The 18,764-nt window shown below is 55.0% G+C and carries 15 protein-coding genes and 1 pseudogene; 4 read left to right on the forward strand and 12 right to left on the reverse strand.

Annotated features, from left to right (window positions below):
• Nucleotides 1-69: 69 nt before the first annotated feature.
• Both FHX06_RS16570 and FHX06_RS16575 read left to right on the forward strand, forming a co-directional pair.
• Complete coding sequence (locus FHX06_RS16570; RefSeq protein ID WP_183880086.1) at nt 70-438, forward strand: hypothetical protein; 369 nt, start codon at nt 70-72, stop codon at nt 436-438.
• Nucleotides 435-1,898, forward strand: coding sequence for a site-specific integrase (locus FHX06_RS16575; RefSeq protein WP_183880088.1), 1,464 nt, complete (start codon nt 435-437; stop codon nt 1,896-1,898). Before FHX06_RS16570 ends, FHX06_RS16575 begins: the two co-directional genes overlap by 4 nt.
• A 22-nt stretch (nt 1,899-1,920) precedes the next feature.
• Here the strand turns inward: FHX06_RS16575 and FHX06_RS16580 are convergent, their stop codons facing one another.
• The 6 genes and pseudogenes from FHX06_RS16580 to FHX06_RS16600 form a co-directional block, all read right to left on the reverse strand.
• Nucleotides 1,921-2,361, reverse strand: a complete 441-nt coding sequence (locus tag FHX06_RS16580; RefSeq protein WP_210300555.1) for an SDR family oxidoreductase — start codon at nt 2,359-2,361, stop codon at nt 1,921-1,923.
• 291 nt (nt 2,362-2,652) lie between these two features.
• Nucleotides 2,653-3,459, reverse strand: coding sequence for a hypothetical protein (locus FHX06_RS16585; protein WP_246715577.1), 807 nt, complete (start codon nt 3,457-3,459; stop codon nt 2,653-2,655).
• A gap of 84 nt (nt 3,460-3,543) precedes the next feature.
• Nucleotides 3,544-3,639, reverse strand: a pseudogene (locus tag FHX06_RS36290) (SEC-C metal-binding domain-containing protein); the annotation flags it as partial.
• Nucleotides 3,639-4,106, reverse strand: a complete 468-nt coding sequence (locus FHX06_RS16590) for a hypothetical protein (protein WP_183880092.1) — start codon at nt 4,104-4,106, stop codon at nt 3,639-3,641. The gene FHX06_RS16590 and the pseudogene FHX06_RS36290, both read right to left, overlap by 1 nt.
• 537 nt (nt 4,107-4,643) lie before the next feature.
• Nucleotides 4,644-5,843 (reverse strand): hypothetical protein, encoded by a 1,200-nt coding sequence (locus FHX06_RS16595; protein ID WP_183880094.1) that lies wholly within the window; start codon nt 5,841-5,843, stop codon nt 4,644-4,646.
• Nucleotides 5,840-8,173, reverse strand: coding sequence for an argonaute/piwi family protein (locus tag FHX06_RS16600; RefSeq protein WP_183880096.1), 2,334 nt, complete (start codon nt 8,171-8,173; stop codon nt 5,840-5,842). Before FHX06_RS16600 ends, FHX06_RS16595 begins: the two co-directional genes overlap by 4 nt.
• A 327-nt stretch (nt 8,174-8,500) precedes the next feature.
• Here FHX06_RS16600 and FHX06_RS16605 point away from each other — a divergent pair, with 327 nt between their 5' ends.
• The gene (locus FHX06_RS16605) at nt 8,501-9,709 is read left to right on the forward strand and encodes a hypothetical protein (RefSeq protein WP_183880098.1); all 1,209 of its coding nucleotides are present in this window, start codon (nt 8,501-8,503) and stop codon (nt 9,707-9,709) included.
• A 45-nt stretch (nt 9,710-9,754) separates the two neighbouring features.
• Here the strand turns inward: FHX06_RS16605 and FHX06_RS16610 are convergent, their stop codons facing one another.
• The 4 genes from FHX06_RS16610 to FHX06_RS16625 form a co-directional block, all read right to left on the reverse strand.
• Nucleotides 9,755-11,506: a UvrD-helicase domain-containing protein gene (locus FHX06_RS16610; protein ID WP_183880100.1), complete on the reverse strand. Its 1,752-nt coding sequence runs from the start codon at nt 11,504-11,506 to the stop codon at nt 9,755-9,757.
• 5 nt (nt 11,507-11,511) lie between these two features.
• Nucleotides 11,512-13,302 carry an ATP-dependent nuclease gene (locus FHX06_RS16615; RefSeq protein WP_246715578.1) on the reverse strand — a complete coding sequence of 597 codons (1,791 nt, stop codon included), beginning with the start codon at nt 13,300-13,302 and terminating at the stop codon, nt 11,512-11,514.
• Between the two features lie 116 nt (nt 13,303-13,418).
• Entirely contained in the window at nt 13,419-14,078 is a 660-nt protein-coding gene (locus tag FHX06_RS16620; RefSeq protein WP_183880102.1) for a DUF2971 domain-containing protein, read from the reverse strand.
• 247 nt (nt 14,079-14,325) lie between these two features.
• Nucleotides 14,326-14,775: a very short patch repair endonuclease gene (locus FHX06_RS16625; protein WP_183880104.1), complete on the reverse strand. Its 450-nt coding sequence runs from the start codon at nt 14,773-14,775 to the stop codon at nt 14,326-14,328.
• 67 nt (nt 14,776-14,842) lie between these two features.
• Here FHX06_RS16625 and FHX06_RS16630 point away from each other — a divergent pair, with 67 nt between their 5' ends.
• Nucleotides 14,843-16,375: a DNA cytosine methyltransferase gene (locus FHX06_RS16630; RefSeq protein ID WP_183880106.1), complete on the forward strand. Its 1,533-nt coding sequence runs from the start codon at nt 14,843-14,845 to the stop codon at nt 16,373-16,375.
• Between the two features lie 3 nt (nt 16,376-16,378).
• Here the strand turns inward: FHX06_RS16630 and FHX06_RS16635 are convergent, their stop codons facing one another.
• The gene (locus FHX06_RS16635; RefSeq protein WP_183880108.1) at nt 16,379-16,945 is read right to left on the reverse strand and encodes a hypothetical protein; all 567 of its coding nucleotides are present in this window, start codon (nt 16,943-16,945) and stop codon (nt 16,379-16,381) included.
• 11 nt (nt 16,946-16,956) lie between these two features.
• Nucleotides 16,957-18,762, reverse strand: coding sequence for an AIPR family protein (locus FHX06_RS16640; protein ID WP_183880110.1), 1,806 nt, complete (start codon nt 18,760-18,762; stop codon nt 16,957-16,959).
• Nucleotides 18,763-18,764 lie beyond the last annotated feature (2 nt).

An 18,764-nucleotide genomic window follows, 5' to 3' on the forward strand; every position in this document is an offset into this window, starting at 1 on the left:
GCTAAACATTTCCAAGGTACGGATAGGACGAACGTTACGAAGGCGTCCTTTGAGAATAAGATCGGCGAGATGAGACGCGTGCTGAAATCCTGGAGGACTAAAGGTACGAAGGATGAGAGTTTTTGGCCGGACACGCTCGCTGGTTTGGCGGATTGGGATGATCCCGACAAGGCTATCTACAGGTGGACCAGTCCCAACGTCACCCAGAAAAGCAATGAAACCTATAAAGACCTCGTGGCGGACTACTGGCAGCTCCAGAAGGACGCCCTTCCATTCTTGAACGGAGACTGTCTTGATACCCTTCAAGGCGCGAGGAAACTCAATAAGGCGCTATCGGAACAAAACACTACCCTTGTGTGGCAGGTGATGGAACTGAGGGATGCGATAAGTCGTCTCGACGCGAACAATGAAGTGCTCAAAAGGGTCCCGTTTCCATGAGAGCTATCACCTCATATGGACGTACCCGGCTTGATCACTCCGCCTTAGATTTCCAAGTAGACGGAATTCCCGCCGGCAAGATGCCGCTAGCGGTGAACGATCTAGGCGTCGTCGTCGTCGTGCAAGCGTACATCCTAGAGTGTTGTGTTCGGGCTGGTGATCACTGGCGCACGGCTGAGAAGCATGGATATACACTTTGCGAATGGTATGACTTCCTGCAGCGGCTCGGTCTATCGATCTTCGATGCTCACGAAGGCCATCTCAGAAACTTCCTGCTGGGAGGAGGGAAACGCACCGGGAATGTAGTCGCAGTTGGAAAAACCGTTCAGGTTCCTCGTACCAAGACTAATCTTGCGAAGTTCAAAGCAGTCATAGCGTTTTACGATTTCTGGCAAAACAAGCGTGGCAAAATTCTGAAAAGCTTCCGTGGAACGACTATTGCCGATATCCCGGAAAACCTCTTCGAGCGCGAAGGCAGGTCCGCGGCGAAGGCGGAGTTAAATTTTACCAAGGCCTCACAGACGAATAAATCCAAGCGCAGGGTAGGCACTCCAGACGACGACGACTGGGATGCCGTGATAGACGAGGTTCTAAGTCGGCAAGACGAAAACCGTGCCCAGACATACTATTTGATTGGAAACCTCGCTCGGCGTAGCGGCTCAAGAGGACTGGGAATTCATGGGTTAATGGTGACCGAATTTCTCAAGGGGATTTCCAGCGAGAAACTTTTCAAGAAGACGCCGAATTATCGCTCGGTGATTAAGCATTATCTGCTTTCCGAAAACCGCGTAACAATAATTGCGTTTCTGCAGCTATTGGGCCGAAGTCGGCGCAAATTCATTTACTGCGAAGTTCCAAACAAGGGTGGCGGCGACCCTGTCCCCATCGCGATCCCTGTCGAGCTCGCTATCGAGATTTTCGAGTATATTTGCACTCGTCGCCAAGACATTGTCCGGATGCGTTTCCTGAAGGCAAACAAGAAGCCGCCAGACAATGTCTTTTTGTCATACAAGACGACCCAAGCCGGCGGCGCTTTGACCCAGGAGGCGATGGGAAACTTTTTCAATAAGCTTTTCAGGCAACTGGAAATAGATGGCACTTTCCACCGGCTTCGCGCGGCCTTCTGTCAGGAGGTCGTACGCGATATCTATGTGCGTGAAAGAGCGATTAACGGCAAAGCCTGGCGAATTGAGAACGTACTCGAACTCGCCCGAAAGCTTTTGGGGCACAAAAATCCCCACTCTCTCGAACACTACCTGAATGCTGTCCTTGCGGAGGAGGCCCTATTTGGCGACCCGATCATGGTAGAGACACCGGAGGATACGCCGTATGTGCGGGCACTAGCCGCGAAGCTTTGCGCGCCCGACAACGACAATTTCAGAGAGGCACTACGTGGATTTATGCAGGAGCAAGGCGTGGAACCGATATTCGAAGAAGGGCGTCGATATGCCGTAATATAACGGGCGATACATCCGCCCGGGGTCAACTCAATACAATGCCCCCATCGACGTTGAACGTTTGTCCAACCACATATTCGGCTCGCTGCGAGGCCAAGAACACTGCGACGTGGGCGACCTCGATTGCACTGGCGAACCGGCCGTAAGGAATGGCGGCCGCTACCTCGGCCATCTTCTGACCGATCTTCAACCCGTCGCGCTCGGCAAACACCTTGTCGATATGCCGCCACATGGGCGTGTCGATGTTTCCGGGAGCAACGGCATTCACCCTCACACCCTTCGAAATCAGGGCTAGTGCCGCTGACTGAGAAATGTTGATCACGGCCGCCTTCGTCGCGGCATATATCGCAGAGTCTGGCTCGCCGCGGCGGCCAGCCTGTGATGCAATGTTGACGATACCCCCACGGCGGCCTGCCGCGATCATGCTCTTGGCAACGGCTTGTTGGAGGAAGAACAGCCCCGTCACATTCACCGCGCCGAAAACGATGCCCGGGTCGTATCAAGAATGTCCGCCATTTGCCAGATGGCAGTGGAATTGAACAAGACGTCAGGAGCGCCGCACGTCGCCTCGACGAAGGAGACCCAGGCCGTCGATTTACCAAATGTTCGAGTTGGAACAAACGATCGAGATCGAAAACGTTGAGATGTTCGCCGAAAGAGGATCGCCTCAGAGAAGCCCTGCCATGCAGAACACCCTAGTTTAGTCGATTCAAGATGGTGGTCCCCGATGATCAAAAGCCAATGATGGACGGGTTTTCTATTTCCGTACGGGTTGGCGATCCCAGCCGCGATCGGGCCTACCGGTTGGCCGTTCGGTAAGAGGATGACCCAGCCGAATCTGGACCATCCTGCCCTCGCGATTGTGCTTTTGCCAAGAAAGGACGATGCGCGACGTTCGCCCCTTGCCGATCAAGTCGATTACGTCGGGGCGTGCTATTTCGGCTTCGGGAAGCGCCTGCTCAGTAGGTAGGTCAATGTTGAAGACCAGTGCTATGCCATGCATCCGGACAAGCAGGCCGGAGAGTTGTCGGCTCTCGTCATCGACGATCGGCCCGATCGAAATCGCGCGCCTGCCGACTCGCTCCTCATGCGCATCCTGCGTGAGGGGCAGGCTGAGCGTCATGAGACTGCGCGGGCGCTGCGAGGACAGCACTGAAACGATACGATCCATCGGCGGTTCGTAGTCTCGAAACCGATGATTGGGTGTTGTGAAGTCGATCTGTGAGGCGAAGAGACTCGCAAGTGTTTTCATCGCCCACAGTTCGAGCCCGTCGCCGGAAGCCATGAAGTATCGGCTTCTTCGCGACACAGAACGCCGCTGCGCGTGCTCCAAACCTTCCTCGAGCGCCAGAAAGAATCGGATCGCGTGTGCGTCGAGCGGCGACATTGCGCTGTTGTGACGACGGCATAGGATGCGCGCTACGAGATTGTCGGGGGAGTAATTGGCGACTTCTTCACGTTGCCACGGCATGCCGCGGACTCTGAGCTCTGGGCCGTCTATCAAACCGCGGGAGATATAATGTTCACGGCTGAGGCCGCCACCACAGTCCGCGGTCGCCGCCATGTAGCAGCCGCTCTGAGCCACATTTGTCAACGGCTTGGGCGGGACGAGATCGCCGAGAACCAATGCGGGTCGGCCATCAACACCAAGGCAACAATCGGCAAAGTCCGACCCGCTTTTGCACGGGCAAGGATCGTTTCGCCTCCAAGGCAACCCGAACCGGTCTGTAGGGGGGCGCGCCATCAATAATAACCGGTATAGTCGGCCTGCATTTCGCCGCGCTCAGCCAGTTCGTCAAGCACGGTGATGCACAGCGGTAGCAGCAGCCGTATCCGTTCAGCATCGTCCCAGTAGGCACTTCCATGCTTGCCGCCGTGGAACAGGTTGTTTCGCACCGTCTTCAGCAACAATGCGACGCGGTCTAGCTGCGAGTCGCTGTCTTTGAACGTCACATCCGTGAACGTCAGCCCGCCCTCGGTGACGATCTGCTTCTGCGGGTTGGCGGCAATGAGGCGTTCGGCGGCATCCGAAGGAGCATAGTCGCCAGCATAGGCTTCTACGAAACTCTTCCAGTCCGCCAGCGCCGTCGCGCCAATCGTGTCAGACTTGAGCCAATTATTCTCTTTCAGGGCGGACTCGAACCGCGAAAACCAAAAAAAGAAATTGCAAATTAGTGGCCACAAATCGTCTTTCACCTCTACGTGGCGCATTCTGTTCCCCCCGAAACTAGGCCTGCTAGGCAGCTTGTGCGATCTGAACATTTGACGACGATTGGGCGATTACGCAAGCCCGTCCAATAAGGGGTGACGACGCCTTCCACGTTGAAATTTTGATGCGTTTGGGCACCCGTGACCGATTGCCAGTTGAAGGGTCCCGAGTGTTTGACCGCCCACGGAGCGAAGCGGTTGCCATTGCTGCTAGAGCTTCGGCCTCGACCACGGCCATAATCTGGACCGCCGACCGCGTGCATCTCTTCCTGTCGTCCTGTTGGGTTGCAAACATGCTGGCTTGGCAACAAGACCGCGTCTTGTAATTTCGTTCAACTACGACGCCAGTATGGGCAAACAACGGACGACGACGGCTGATGAGCACCCACCTATCGACGGCCATTAGTATCGGACAATCCGCGAGGGCCGTATTCAGAAAGACTCGTAGCTTTCCGACCCGGGGATTTGGAGACTATGAAGACCTGAGCCAAAGCGATCACATCGGCGTAGAGGGGTTGCTAGCTCAGAGCTGCCAGCTAGTCATGTGCCCCGTGGACAAACAACCACGCGGACGTTCAGGCGAGAGCCACTGCGCTCTATATCGGTTTCAATCGCAACAGGGTTTTTGCATTCTCCGGCGGGGTCGTAGATTATGCAAATCAGATGGTCGACGTCTGGCATGCGGCTATACCGCGCGCAGTCTATTATCAATTCATCTATAACCTTTTTCTGGCCGAGGCCTCGTCTTGTCATCTTGGCTTCGACGATGACCCTCTCTCTCGGCAGGAAGAAATCTAGCCTGGAACTGCTGCTCGCGTAACTCGGCGTATGCTCCTCCGGCCGAACGTCATCAAAACTAAGCAGCAATACAGCGTGAAGGGCATCCTGGACATCGTACTCGTCCTGCACATCAAAGGGCGGCCGAGATCGCTGGCGCGTTGCCAACTGCCGTACGAATAGAGGAAAGCGTCGACAATGTGAGACGATAAGCTCGACGGGGTCGTCCGAGCTTGAGACAATCGGACGTTCAGACACGCGATGCGCAATGATTGACGATGTGACAGCCTCCATTGCGTCGGCGATCCGAACGCTCTTTTTGAGAAAACGCGCCACTAACGCCTCCTCAAGTTTATCTCCTCTTGGAAAGCCTGTCGGCTGGTAGGCGAGCACTATTGCGGTGGTGAGGATCAGTTCGGACGTCGAAAGGGCGTTAAGATCGATTTCGATGCTATCTCCCTGTCTGTACTGCTGTGTGGAGACCAGGCTGATGGCGGCCTTGACTGCCAATTTCGAGATCGGAGTTACCAGACGGTCCTCCGAAAGGGCACGCTCCAGTGTCTCGAGATACCATTTGCGCTGGAAGTCGGGGCTTTCGAACGATACGATTCCGTTCGCAATCCCGAGAACTTCAACTGGGTTAAATATGAAAGACTGGCGATCCGCTGGGAAAATCTCGCGCCCCTTGAGATGATCCAACCCTTCGATCCAGTCGTTGCGCAAATCCGTATCTGCCTTTGCGGCCGTAAAACCGTATGCGGCAAGCTCGGGCGTTCGCCTCAGCGCGAGCGGGGTTGTTTTCCGCAAGGGCTCATCCATAAAAAGGGGGACCTTCGATCCGGTTCGGTCGCATATGAGGAATGCAAATCCCGTCGCCGTATCCGGCCACGATTGGCGGCCGCGGAGAACCGCGCCGGCGGCAGCGATGGTCTGCGCTGAGACGCTCCAAACGATTTCATTCATAGGAACCAACGGCTCCACTTCAACTTGACGTTCAAAGCGGATGGTGACCAGTCCGGGATTTCCTTCAAACGCCCGAGAAGTTCCGCGATACGTTCGGAATAATAGATCGTGACCGGCGACCCGGCCGGAAGAATCGACCTCCATGAGAGACTGGTGAATTTGAGAGCCTGTTCCGCGAGATAGTCGACGTCCTTGAAAGTCGAATCAGGATGAAGCGAAACGAGAAGAGGCATAGGCAGAGGGGAGTTAGGTCTTTTGATCAATTTCCCTGCATTTACGCTCATTAGCCGTGTGAATGGGCCGATCTTGGCGATGGTTCCCCGGGCGGGTGCGAAGACTCCCTTGAATTTTCCTGTCTTCCCAACCGGCTCGCCTTTTTCAACTCGATCCAAAAGGGCAAACGGATGGTCGTGCGATATAGTGACGAATGCCATCTGGACATTCTGCTCGCCTCCCACGGCGCGTGCGCAATCAAAGGCCACCTTCGCGATGTCTATACGTCGGAGCGGCTTGTTGGCATGGAAGATTACGCGAACGGTATCTCCGGGCTGCCAGTTGTTCCGGCGTTTTAATTCCTGAAGCACACTCGTTAAGGATTCCCGCACGGCGTCGGCGTGTTCCTCGTAGGCGCATTCCTTGGATACGTTCCCAAGCAGATATGTGCCGTCTCCGCTGAACACGGTGGTGATACCCACGAGCCTCTGACGCTTCTGCGCTCTGCTGCCCGACATTTCTGCAACGCCCATGCCCACCACCAGTTCGTCGTCGATGGCTTTGTCATGGTTGACGGTCCAGGGGATGCCGTTGAGTTTTGCATAAAGAGCAACCGAAAAGTTTTGGAGCGTATACTGCAGATTCCTCGGCTCTGCTGTGAGTGTCGAAAACCTCAGCTCCTGTGTCGGGATGGCAAGGGTCAGCAGCAGGGATTTCGTTTGGATGTAGGGGTTTTCGATTCCAGACAGAAAGGCGTGTTCATCAAACAGCACCACGATCGCGGCATGAATATCCCCGGCGTTCGCAAGGCGCTCCTCCATCGCAGTCCTGTAGGCCTTGTATGGAGACCCGGAGTCGCGGACACCTACATCGACGGGGCATAGCACGAAATCCGTGCCGACAAGACCGAAGAGGTCCCTGAACCCTTTCTCGTAGCTCCTGAAATCGGCACCGAGCCCTTCCCTGAATGCCCGTAGGAAGGTTTCGACCTTGCTTTGGACAGAACTCGGGAAGGCGACAAGGATGCGTGGAGATTTGTTGGCGAAACTTGTCCGGTCATAGGGTCCGTTTCTGGCAAGCCCTGCCCAAGCAAATTCACTGCTCTTTGCACCGGTCCTGTCGAAGACGTATTCAACGGTTGGTGCACGATAGACGGACCTGACGATCCCCGAGTTCGAGAGGACGATCCGATCACCCACAGTGGCGTCGAAGTCTCGCGCGATAGGTATCGGTTTTCGCTGGAGAAAGGTCCCCATTTGCTCGATAACTTTGTCAAGCTCTGGCCCCAGCCTAAATCTGGCTTCCTCATCGTCGATCGCGCCAAGCAATTTCCTATACTGGTAGGTTCCGAGCATTGCGGAAAGACATTTAGAAAAATTCTCTTTCGAGCCTTCGAGCTTGATGTCTGCCGTCTCGAAGACGTCGTCCTCCGCGTTTTCCACAAGGTGCGTCCATTTTCCATCGAGACGACGGATTCTGCCTAGCAATCGACGTTCGCCGGGTTGGAGCACTCTGCGGACGACGTACATTCCCGAGACATCGACTTTCGACGCAATGAGGTCTTCGAGACCCGCGTCGATCTCGTACCGCATGCCGATAGTCACAAAAATGCCGATCCGCGTGTGCCCAGCCGCATCTTCGAAAATCTTCGTATTCAACACAAACTTTGGGCTTATCCGAAAGTTTGGAAGCAACGGGTGGCTGATGTCCACCGCCTTAGCGGCCAAGTCCAGCAACTCGGACTTTTGCGCCAGAAAAGTGAAGGGCCGCTTTTTGATAGCCGTATAACTAGGAATCGCCTCATCGATCGCGTCCTCGATACGAGATCGAAGGAGCCAAGGGTGTCGTGAGGTTTCCAGCTCTATCGTACGACCTTGGACGTTCGGCCCGCCGTTTTTGAGACGCAGGTGATATAGCTGCCCGCCGGACCAATGAAGAAACCAGTGCGGGCCAAGACGCTCCCGTTCGGCCTTCACCTCTGATCCATCGAGAAAATCCCTGACGACCACTTCGACAGCATCCGGCACTTTTACCAAGAAGCCGTTCGTAAGCAGCGAGCGACTAAAGGAAGTGGATTTTGAGGCGGGATTCTTCGGTTGCGCCACATCCATATGCATCGGTTCTCCGACGTTTGACGTAATCTGCGATTCGATAATCAAGTTGGGGTGTCAACGTATCAAAATGATCCGGAGGTTGGCGAGTGGTCGAGGAAGTATCCTCCGCAAATTGTATTGCTTTGCCTAACCCATAAGCCATGTGGAGTCCGAGTGAATAGATATCCGATCTGAGAATGATATCGTCATTCGACCTATCGCTATGGGGTTTAGTGGCCTCGGAGAAACAAAAGTTCTGTTGCTCCCGTAGGCCGGTTGTATTTCCAGTTTCGAGGAAAATCGCCTACAAGTTTTCCCGAGAGCACTACAGTTAGCAAAGAGGACGAAATTTTGGATGGACAGGACTTTCCCTCGGCATCCGAGATAGCTGAGGACTATCGGCGTCAGCGACAGGAGGCTGATGCGAAACGTCGCGATTTCTTGCCCGTCGGAAAGCAAGCGTATTCCGAATGGTTGGCAACCAACAAGCCGCGTCTTCGGGAAATTGCCCAGCAAAACGGTTCGAAGTCACACGAGATCGATGAAGTTGTCGACGCCTTTCTCGACGCCATTCATGGTCACGAGGGCGCGTCGGAATTTGATGATATAGGCGCAAGGTTCATCGTAACCGCCATCGTTCGCGAAATTGAAGACTTATGTCGTGAGACAGGCGTCCCGATTCGCGATGGCGTGGTCGTTGGCGCTTCCCGCACGATTGGTTTAGATGCCATGCAGCGAAGGGTTCTCGGTACCGATGTAAGTATTATCGACTTAACGACACCGTTTGTATCGTTCTGCAATCAGGTCAGTAAGGGTATGGCGCGAACGTTGATCCATTCCCCTGCCGAAAACGGTGGGTGGAACGCCTCATACGACGCTGTCGCGATAGCAGAAAAGCTTTCGAATTCCCCCGAGCTGGCCTTCGAATGGACCCGGATGCTGGCGTGGTATGCCGCTTACGGTTGGGTCGCTCCGTATCAGGCTCAATCACCGCTGACTGAGAGCCTCGCGGTGACACGTATTTTGATCCTACGTGCGATGGAGCTATTTGCGGTTGCTCATGAGTACGGGCATCATGTGATGCTGCATGGCATAGCTGAAAGTACTTCCAAAGACGACGACGTTTTCGGTGAAGAGTTCGATGCAGACATGTTCGCTCGTATGATTTCAGCCGCATTGAGTGGCGGGGACGGTCCAAACCTTTTCTGCTACAGCGGAGTTGGGGGTGTCTTGATTTTAGGCATGCTGGAGCTCGTGGCGCGCGCGAAAATGATACTTCGTGCTGGGACCGACATTCTGCCGCCCCGTAGTCACCATCCGCCGTTCGTGGAGCGGATACAACACATAGCTCTCGCCGATACGCATATGAATCCCTCATTAGCTGGCGTCATGAACGATATGCGCAAGCACTTCCAGCAGATTATTGAAGAGATTTGGACGGTCGCAAAGCCGGGGTTGCTAAAATTTCACGAGGAAGGGCTGAGGCCCGACGAGGACTCGGCCGACATAACAGGTTGGCTGCCGCTGACCACATTCGATTTTCCAGCAGAGGAAAGATAACTCCGAGGCTGTGACCTCAGTGTATGCCTTTGCGATTTGGAAAATTTAAACCATGCCGACGCCATCTCGCCCTAAAAAGACGCTTGGTGCATCCCCTCGGCTGTCGCGCTCACACACGTACATCAACATCTTCCTAGCTCGGGTAACGCCGACATAGAAGAGCCGCTTCTCAGCTTCGACGTCGTCCGAATTGCGGTGGGGAAACCAGCCCGCCCGAAGTCCAATCATGGCCACTGCATCATATTCCCGCCCTTTTGAAAAGTGTAGCGTCGATAGCCGTAGAGCTTTGTTAGGGCTGGCGAACAGACCGAGATCGCTGATCGATAGGTTGGCGGTATCGACGTCCTGGCGACGCATGTCCGCTTTCATCTCCTGGGCGGACGCGAAGAATAGGCCAGATTGGATTTCGTCGACATATCCCGTTTGGAGTAATATTGCTCCTGTGGCATGCGACATCGCGTCTAACCATTGCATGGCATTATGCGTCCAAGCCGCCAAGCTGGATGCCTGCCGCATAAGGCGGATCAGAACGACGCGTCCGGCGTGACTGAAGACATTGGTGGGGCGCTGACCGGTCGCGTCGGCAATTGCGAAGTAGAGCGCCTTCTCAAGTTGGTGGCTGGTTTCGGGGCTTGCATCAGTCAATGCTCCGCACAGCTGCTCGGCCAAGTTCGCGAATAAGCGAGATCGCTTGTAGGGTCTTGCGCCCGGGCCGACGATGGGAGTGCCGAACTGGCGAAGCTGTCGCGCCAAGCCGATGAGCGATCCCCAATCCTTCGCCAGGATTGTGGCGTCTCCCAGTTCAATCTTTTCGGCCGTCAAACGAGGGAGGAATTCTTCGGTGATTGCTTGAAATATGGAGAGACCCGTTATCAGCGTTGGAGGCGATGGGTAATTCCTGTCCTCGCCCGCTGCGACCATTTCCGGCCGCCGGGGAAACAAACGTTCGGCTTGTTCGACAATAAGCTTGCTGGATCGAAAGTTCTCCCAAAGCGAAAAGTCCAGACGCGCGCCAATGTGGCGGCCGAAAGGAGCAACGAGCTCGGGGCGAGCGCCGGCAAAGGCATAGATCGATTGCGCTACATCCCCGACGACAAAAAAAGACGATCTCCCCGTGGCATGCAAGAGCTTCAGCACTTCGATCTGAAGCTCGGTTGTGTCCTGGAACTCGTCGATCAGGAACCAGCGAAAACGGGCGCAAAGCGTTCGGGCGACCCGAGGCTCATCCCGCAGGATGCAGTAGGCGGCATAGATAATTGTCCCGAAATCAATGTAGCCCAGTTCGGTGCAGCGCCGCCAAAAATGCGGTGCCGCGCGCTTTATCACCTCATTCCGGGCGGCTAACCCAACCAATTGTCCCGCGGCGTCAACACTGAGACCCTCGAAAGCCTCGTAGTCGGACTGACGGAGCGTGTAGAGATTGACCTGCTCCGCAGCGTAGATGCAGATCGCCTCGAAATCCGGACTTTCGCGCGTCAGTATTTTGCGGCTGCCCGAAAATTCCGGCTTCATCCAGCCATACGGCCTTACGATTTCGTTTAGGCAGAACGCGTGTATCGTCGACACATTGAAGTAGGCATCGTCCCCAGGCAGCAATTGCTCCCTGGCGCGTTTCTCTATCTCCTCGACGGCCGTGTTTGTGTAGGTTATGCACGAAATTGCCTTGGGTGATCCTCTAACGCCCTCGATCTCAGCAACGAGTTTGGCGATGAGTGTCCGGGTTTTGCCACTCCCAGGACAAGCGGTCAGCAATACGTTGCCTTGGTGTTCTACGGCGACTTTCTGCTGTTCGGTCAAGCGGATTAGACTTCCCGTAGCCACGCGATAGCCTCCCCGACATAGGGTGGCAACTCCTGCGCCAACTCGATGTTCCGGGCGGCAGTTTGCGCAAAGCGGGCCTTTCCGAACCTTTGAGCGGTTCGGAGCACCTTGTCCTTCAAATCTTCCGGTGGGCCACCGGCCAACATAGCCTGCCTTACTAAGTCGTCGTGAAGGCGCGGGGCTCCGAGTTCGAGCGCCGTCTTAGCCAGCATGGCCAAATTGCCGTGTAATGTGATCTCGCGCTCGAAAGTGGTCGCGCCCACGAACGACCTTACATATGGCCCGTGAAGTGTCACCAAATTCGGATTGGTGACGGGATCGTCTCCTGGTGGAACGAAACCCGGTCCCAAGTCGGCATCGGCGACTACTGCGCATCTTTTGGGAAGACAGTCGGGAGAGAAAAGGCGAGTAAATGGCCCGAAATGAACTCCATGAATTGCCACGAGCGAAATCCCCTCCCGCTCCATATCGACCCCGAGAACTTTTTTGACCAATGGTGGTAGGAGTATCTGCTCCGCGGCTCCCTCGACCAACATCACCCGTCTTGCGAACAGCAGATTGGACTTTGTGGCGTCAAGATAGCGCTCCAGATCGTTTCGGTCGGCTGGCATCAGAAGGGGCGCGGATAGCGGCGTCCGTACTGCGGGACCCATGCCGGGGCGTTGGGTCATCATGACGAACGAGGAGAGCGGTGCTTTAGATGTGACTTGGGTGCTGTGGGTGGTCGCAATGACTTGGAATGGTAGCTCGCGCAAGGCGGCCACGAGAGTCGATTGAAGTTGGGGGTGTAGATGAGCCTCCGGCTCCTCGACCAATATCAGCTCTCCCGCGGATTTCCCCGCTGCGGCGCGCTTGCGGAACTGCTCGATTAGCATCGCTATGAAAAGGATATTGTTGAGACCCAGTCCGTTTCTGCGCGGTTCGAACTGTTCCATCATGGAATTCGAAAGCAAGACGATTAGGTTGCGGACAATCGCCTGGAATGATGGAGCGGATAGGCCAAGATCGACGTCGAGACTAAAGGCTGGGCCTGTGATTTCCTTTAGGGAAGCGTCGATAGCCCCGGAGATGCTCTTTATGGTTGGAGACGCCTCGACCTCTCGGTTCGCCTGCTGTACTGCCGCGACCAACCGAGCCTGTTCGACTAGATCAATGTCGCTTACCTCGACAAGCCTCATCAAAGTGGAGCGCCTGGATTGCTGTAGATCGGCTTCGACGTCGCGCAGCGCCGGGAGATGGACGACGAGATAGTTCTGGAGGTACTGTAGCCCAACCGGCGAAGCACCTAATGCCGCGTTCTCGTGGTTCCATTCGATTGATGCAAGGTCAAACGCGGGATTGCCTCCGCCAAACAGTTCCCATCCGAAATCGTCCAGGACAAGCGGGCGACCCAGCGGGCCGCGCTCGAGAATTTCGCGAACGGTGCGTTTAGGACGGAAACGATAAAACAATCGAGCGCGATCGATGCCGATCTGCGTGCCGTGAAGGAGTGCTTCCTCGTTTTCGTTGCCTTGGAATCCTGTGAATTCGACGCCGACCATCACCTGGAACGGTAACGTCTGATCGACGCCGGAATAAACGTCGTCCTTGAGAAGCGTTCGAAACGTTGAGGACAGCCCAACATCAAGACAAAGCCGGAGGGCATGAATGAAAGAAGATTTGCCGGTATTGTTTTCTCCGATGACCAACGTGGTAGGCTCGGATAGCCAGACGTCCGCATGCTGGATTGATCGTAGGTTTTTCACGACGACACGACTTAGACGCAACGACATTCTCCGATTTTGGCTAACGTCTGCTATTTTAGCGCATGGGTGGTATCCATCCCACAGAAATTCACCTTCGGGTTTATTTTAGCCTATTTGACTTGCCCGAGTTTGTAGTGCGGAACTTATCGCCACATACTTTCCTGGCGTTGTCGAACCACTTTGAACTCTTCGAAGTCTCCACGTGCCATGAAAACATCGACGGTCGGATCACCGACCAAATCCAACACCTCTTGGCGGCTTTTTCTAAAACGCGATCCGACGATGACTTCGCGTAGCCTAAGACGGTTGCTGAATGGAATGAAAAAATGTTCGGTTCCGTTGATTGTCACGCCGTTTTGCAGCTTCAGGAACGCGCGATGCTCCCGCTCGTACGACCAACCAGCCGCCTTCATACGCATCAATCGCTTTAAATCATCGGGCGTAATGTCGTCGAAACTGTCGAGGTTCATTGAAGCCAAGGTCGGCCGGTCGCTAACGTACTCGACCTTTTCAAACGCCTGGGCTGGAACATCAAACCCCATCACAATGCCTTTGTGGCTATCGGCGTAATGGGCCCACATCAATGGACTTTCCCATGTCTCGCTCATGCAAACGATGCCGTTACCGCCATCAACATGCTTCCGCATCTCGCGGAGAGCCATCCGATCACTTTTCAGTTTAAGTGCCATGCCGATGAATTCGAAGTCGTCGTTCAGTTCTTCGATTCGTCCGATTCTGACTTGCTTGTCACGAATTGAAAGGAGACCGAACTCGGCACTCATGAAGCGGTATAGTCTGATCATCTAATGCTGCCTCTACCCCTTGGATTTTTAGTGAAACCTACGGCCCGCCAACTCCTATCATATGGACGAATCCTCGAAAGGCCCGACTGCCGATAACAATCATTATCGGCAGTCACGTTTGTTTTGAACTGTAAGGAAGAGCCGACAGATGCGCACATTGTCGTGCGGGTCCACAAAGGTCGATGTCGCTCAGACGTTGGGGCGGCATCTGACTGCAATTTCTTGGTCACCGCATCAGGTGATCTCGTTAGTCGCCGCTCAAATCCATCAGTGACGAACCGGATAACAGCCACGAATGCACCTGCTCGGCTGTGATCTGGACTTGGCTCTCTCGACGCAGTGCGCATTCCCAGACTGTGCCAACCCTCCATCCCGATTTGAGAAGGCTATCCATACTATTTGCATCTCGTGTGACGTTTGCAGCGAATTTCTCGTGCCAGAACTCTTGGTTGGTCTTGGGGGTAGTACAGTACCGGCAACCAGCGTGGCGGTGCCAGAAGCATCCATGAATAAAGATCACTGCGTGAAGTTTCTGAAAGACTAGATCGGGGCGACCTGGGAGAAGCTTCGAATGAAGCCGGTAGCGGAGGCCACGACCATGCAGTGCGCGGCGCAAAAGCGTTTCGGGTTTGGTGTCTCGGCCTCTTATCCCGGCCATCATGCGGGATCGTGTTTCTTTGTCGACGATATCGACCATCGCTCACCTGGTGTTTTCGATCATAGATGATATTAGACCAGCAGATTCCCACCGAAAGGAGTGCAGGGTGCCTGCAACATTTGGCGTTATAGATTTGTTTGCTGGGCCCGGGGGGCTCGGCGAGGGCTTTGCGTCAATCTCCGACCGCGGTCGTGAACCGTTCGATATCGGCATCTCCGTCGAAAAGGAGGCGTCCGCGCACCGAACCCTCACCTTGCGTGCTTTTCTTCGGGAACACCGCAAGCAGCACGGCCGTCTTCCTGAACCTTTCATTGATTTTCACGCTGGCAGAATTTCGGAACCTGATTGGTCGGTTATTGATCCGACTTCGTGGCTCGTCGCAAAAACCGAGGCACGAGCGCTTGAACTCGGCAAGCCCGCCGCGGGGTTAGCGATTGATGAGACTATTGCCCGACTGCAGCGTAAATTTGACGAGACGATTCTAATCGGAGGGCCCCCATGTCAGGCGTATTCTTTGGTGGGTCGCGCGCGAGCGAAAGGCAAGGTTGACTACGTACCGGAAAACGATTCAAGGCACTACCTTTTTCGCGAATACATCAGAGTACTGGATCGCCTGCGCCCCGCCGCTTTCGTCATGGAAAACGTGAAGGGAATGCTGTCGTCGACAGTCGAAAGTCGATTGGTGTTCGAGATGCTTATGGAGGACCTGTCGTCGCTAGGTATCGGACGAGGGCACTTCTATGAACTGCGTGCGATCAGAATTACGGACGGAAAGGCATCGCTACAGGAGGTAGTTCGTCCGTCGGACTTCGTCGTTCGTGCCGAGGACTTTGGCGTACCCCAACGACGACATCGAGTTATCATTGTTGGAATCCGTTCTGACATTGCATCGGGTATTGGATCAGCATCGTTGAAGGTGTCATCGGGGTCGCGTTCGGTAAGTGATGTTATCGGTAACCTCCCGCCACTCCGGGCCGGTCTAAGTCGGAGCCCTGACAGTGACCATGCTTGGCGAGACGCGGTAGTATCCTCAGCAAAGCAGATGGCCGAGAGCTTTCAGAACGGAGTCATGCCACATCTGGAAGGACAGTTTTCAGAGCTGGCCAAGACCTTTGAAACTATGCGAGTACCACCGCGCAGTTCTTCGACGCTCCCGCGCGGATATGGCACCACCAACGACCCGTTGCTGCAATGGCTTGAGAACGCGGAGCTGGAAGCTGTCGCTCAGCACGAGACCCGAGGGCATATGTCTAGTGATTTGGGTCGATATATGTTCTCCGCGACTTTCGGTCGCTTGCATGGCTATAGTCCGAAAGCCAATGAATTTCCTGCGGAAATCAGCCCTGATCATCGCAATTGGCATTCTGGCGTGTTCAGCGACCGGTTCCGGGTACAGATCGCTGACCAGCCGTCCACGACTGTGACCAGCCATATCTCGAAAGACGGGCACTATTTCATTCATCCAGATGCTGTTCAGTGCCGTAGCCTGACTGTGCGCGAAGCTGCACGATTGCAGACGTTTCCGGACGACTACCTATTCCTTGGAAATCGTACAGAGCAATATGTGCAGGTCGGAAACGCAGTGCCGCCGTTTCTTGCCCGACAAATCGCGCAGCTATTGCACAAGGTCATAGGTTAGCGGCTACGTTCGGAGAAGATGATCGGCTACGAGCGCGACGTCAGATGCGGTCCGCTTGTTGTCGCGCAGCCGGCTCAGTAGGTACTGAAGAGCGTTCAGGTCAGATTCCGTGAGTTTCGCCTTGCCTGTCTCGAGTTTGGCAAGCGCAAGTGCCGATTTGGGTGAAAGCAGCCTGTCGCGCTCGGCTTGAGCCCTGATACGTTTCACCGAGCCGCGCAGGTCACTCAGTGACGTCGATGCCGGCCCGGGTCGCCTGGAATGGTCGCTGGCTGTCGACTTGTCGAGGTGATCTAAGTCCCATTCAGCGTCGATGAAAGATATTGACCCTTGGTCCAACGGGTCAAAGCTTCCGGATATCGTGTCGCCACTTGTTTTCGAGAAAAAGGCCTCGGCCGGTATTTCAGCCTCGAACTGGAAATCAGGCAGAGCAGCCGAATCTTGTTCTTCAATAACCCGCGGAGCGGGCTGCGTCCGTCCCACGGGCTCAACTGGCGAGGTCGCAGGCGCACCCGGTTCCTTTTTGGCCCCAAATACGACCTCGCGAATATTCCAAAGCAATCGATGGAGCATGGCGTCCGCGGTTATGCGCTCCTCAGCTCGGGAATCTTGGCAACACGATCAGGGAACCTAGCCCTTCGGATCGCAGCCCAAGTTTCTGCGCGCTTGGCCACCTCGGAAATCTGTTGTCCAGGTGCGATGCGTGCAAACTCGGCGTTGACGACGAGCGCCCAATCCCACAACAGCTTTTCCAAAGCCGGCGACACGCCCTGTTTGATCCAAATCTGCTCTAGGTCCAATTGGTCTCCAAGCCTGTCGGCAACAGCCGAAACTACATAGGTTGCGATGTTCACCCAGCCTTGGCGGAAGGTCTCCTTCGCCTCTCGGGTCTTGATGATGCTCTCAACGGCCTTGAACAGGATGACCTTCGCGATCATTGCGCGATACCAGCGCGCATCAAGTGGATTAGGGATTATGCTGGGGTCTTCATCAAGCGCCGCCATGAATGCCGAGAAGTTCTTTTCACCCGCCAACGCAACTTGATTCGGTTTCCCTCGCCAAGCCTCGTGATACTTCGCGATGTCATTCTTACTGAGCTTTCTCTTGGGGGAGGCGGTCTCCATAAGCTTTCTGCGCTTCGCAGGTGTGGTGCCTTCGCGCAGAAGCATCACATTGTATGCACCAGCAGCGCGTTCGTAAAACCATTTGGTAGCACCGTCGGGGCACCAAGTGTCATCGGCGAGCTTTTCAAGCTGGACGTGAAACGGACGGTTTGCCGAGAGGTCGGACATCTTCACTGCGGTCTGGCTATTGGCGTAACGGGACACGTTACTGATAAGGCGCTCGCGTGCCTCGTCCTGTGAGCCTTTCAGAATTATGATTTTTGCAGGCACCATCACGTGGCTCAGGTCAATTCCCTTATCATCGCGGGAGGCGAAGTAGATAGTTGACGTTGTTTGTCCACCGTTGACGATCTGAACTCCCTTTAAGAACGACAGCCCAATGTTTCCATCTGCTCCGCGTTCGAACTTCGCCTCGTCGCAAACCAGCACAAGGCCATTGTTGAATGCCAGAAAATGCTCGGGCTCCGAGCGGAGTGTTTCGACGATGCCGCGGTTCACAGTCTTCTTCGCACCTAGATACGTGCGTACGTTGGCCTCGAGCAGACTCGTGTTAAAGTCCCGGTACAGGCTCCACAACACTTTGCCTGGGATAGCCGTGAGCACGTACTCGTAGTCCGCATCCGGGTCTGGAACATGCACGCAAGGAAGAACGCGCCCGATAGCTTGCACAAAACTCACGGCGAGTTCGTCACGTGGTTTTCCCTCGGTGTGGCGCAGGAGGCGTTCCACATCCACGGATTCCACCGCGATTATCTTTCCCTCGTGCTCCTTGCTTGCGAAGCGCTTGTTTTTCGTGTGACCGTCCGTGACGAGTATCACGCGCAGGCGGTCGAGTTCGGCCCAACGCGACCGAATAGTCGCCACAAGGTCTCGAACGGGGTGGGTTGGATCGATCCTCGCATCCAGATTTCCACGAGCGGCTCTGAAAAGGAAACGTACGCCCTCATTCGCAGTGGCAATGGCATCGGCATCCTTCAGCTCGACAAGTTCGTCTGTGCCAAAATAATGGGTGACAAAGAGGTCCAAGCCAGTTTCGTCTGCACTCAATGCGTAGCCCGTGATACGGAGCTTCGCATTGCCGATAGTTCCGCTCCAGTGGCAGACGGTTGCGGGCTCGCAAAGACCCGCATCTTCCATGTGCCGCATAACCAATTCCGCAAAAACAAGTTCATCAGACGGAAATGGGCCTTCGCCAGCTTCGACGCGCTCGTTAATGACAGTCTGAACGTCAGAACGAAAGTTGCGGTGGAAATCGTTCAGGGTCATTT

This window comes from Rhizobium sp. BK512 (assembly GCF_014194915.1).
Taxonomy (GTDB): domain Bacteria; phylum Pseudomonadota; class Alphaproteobacteria; order Rhizobiales; family Rhizobiaceae; genus Rhizobium.

Bases quoted from the DNA above. Each gene is read 5' to 3' on its own strand.
- FHX06_RS16635 (WP_183880108.1), bottom strand. From the start codon at position 16,945: ATGCTCCATCGATTGCTTTGGAATATTCGCGAGGTCGTATTTGGGGCC.
- FHX06_RS16615 (WP_246715578.1), bottom strand. From the start codon at position 13,302: ATGTCGTTGCGTCTAAGTCGTGTCGTCGTGAAAAACCTACGATCAATC.
- FHX06_RS16625 (WP_183880104.1), bottom strand. From the start codon at position 14,775: ATGGTCGATATCGTCGACAAAGAAACACGATCCCGCATGATGGCCGGG.
- FHX06_RS16585 (WP_246715577.1), bottom strand. From the start codon at position 3,459: ATGGCGGCGACCGCGGACTGTGGTGGCGGCCTCAGCCGTGAACATTAT.
- FHX06_RS16600 (WP_183880096.1), bottom strand. From the start codon at position 8,173: ATGCATATGGATGTGGCGCAACCGAAGAATCCCGCCTCAAAATCCACT.
- FHX06_RS16590 (WP_183880092.1), bottom strand. From the start codon at position 4,106: ATGCGCCACGTAGAGGTGAAAGACGATTTGTGGCCACTAATTTGCAAT.
- FHX06_RS16620 (WP_183880102.1), bottom strand. From the start codon at position 14,078: ATGATCAGACTATACCGCTTCATGAGTGCCGAGTTCGGTCTCCTTTCA.
- FHX06_RS16640 (WP_183880110.1), bottom strand. From the start codon at position 18,762: ATGACCCTGAACGATTTCCACCGCAACTTTCGTTCTGACGTTCAGACT.
- FHX06_RS16570 (WP_183880086.1), top strand. From the start codon at position 70: ATGAGACGCGTGCTGAAATCCTGGAGGACTAAAGGTACGAAGGATGAG.
- FHX06_RS16595 (WP_183880094.1), bottom strand. From the start codon at position 5,843: ATGAATGAAATCGTTTGGAGCGTCTCAGCGCAGACCATCGCTGCCGCC.
- FHX06_RS16575 (WP_183880088.1), top strand. From the start codon at position 435: ATGAGAGCTATCACCTCATATGGACGTACCCGGCTTGATCACTCCGCC.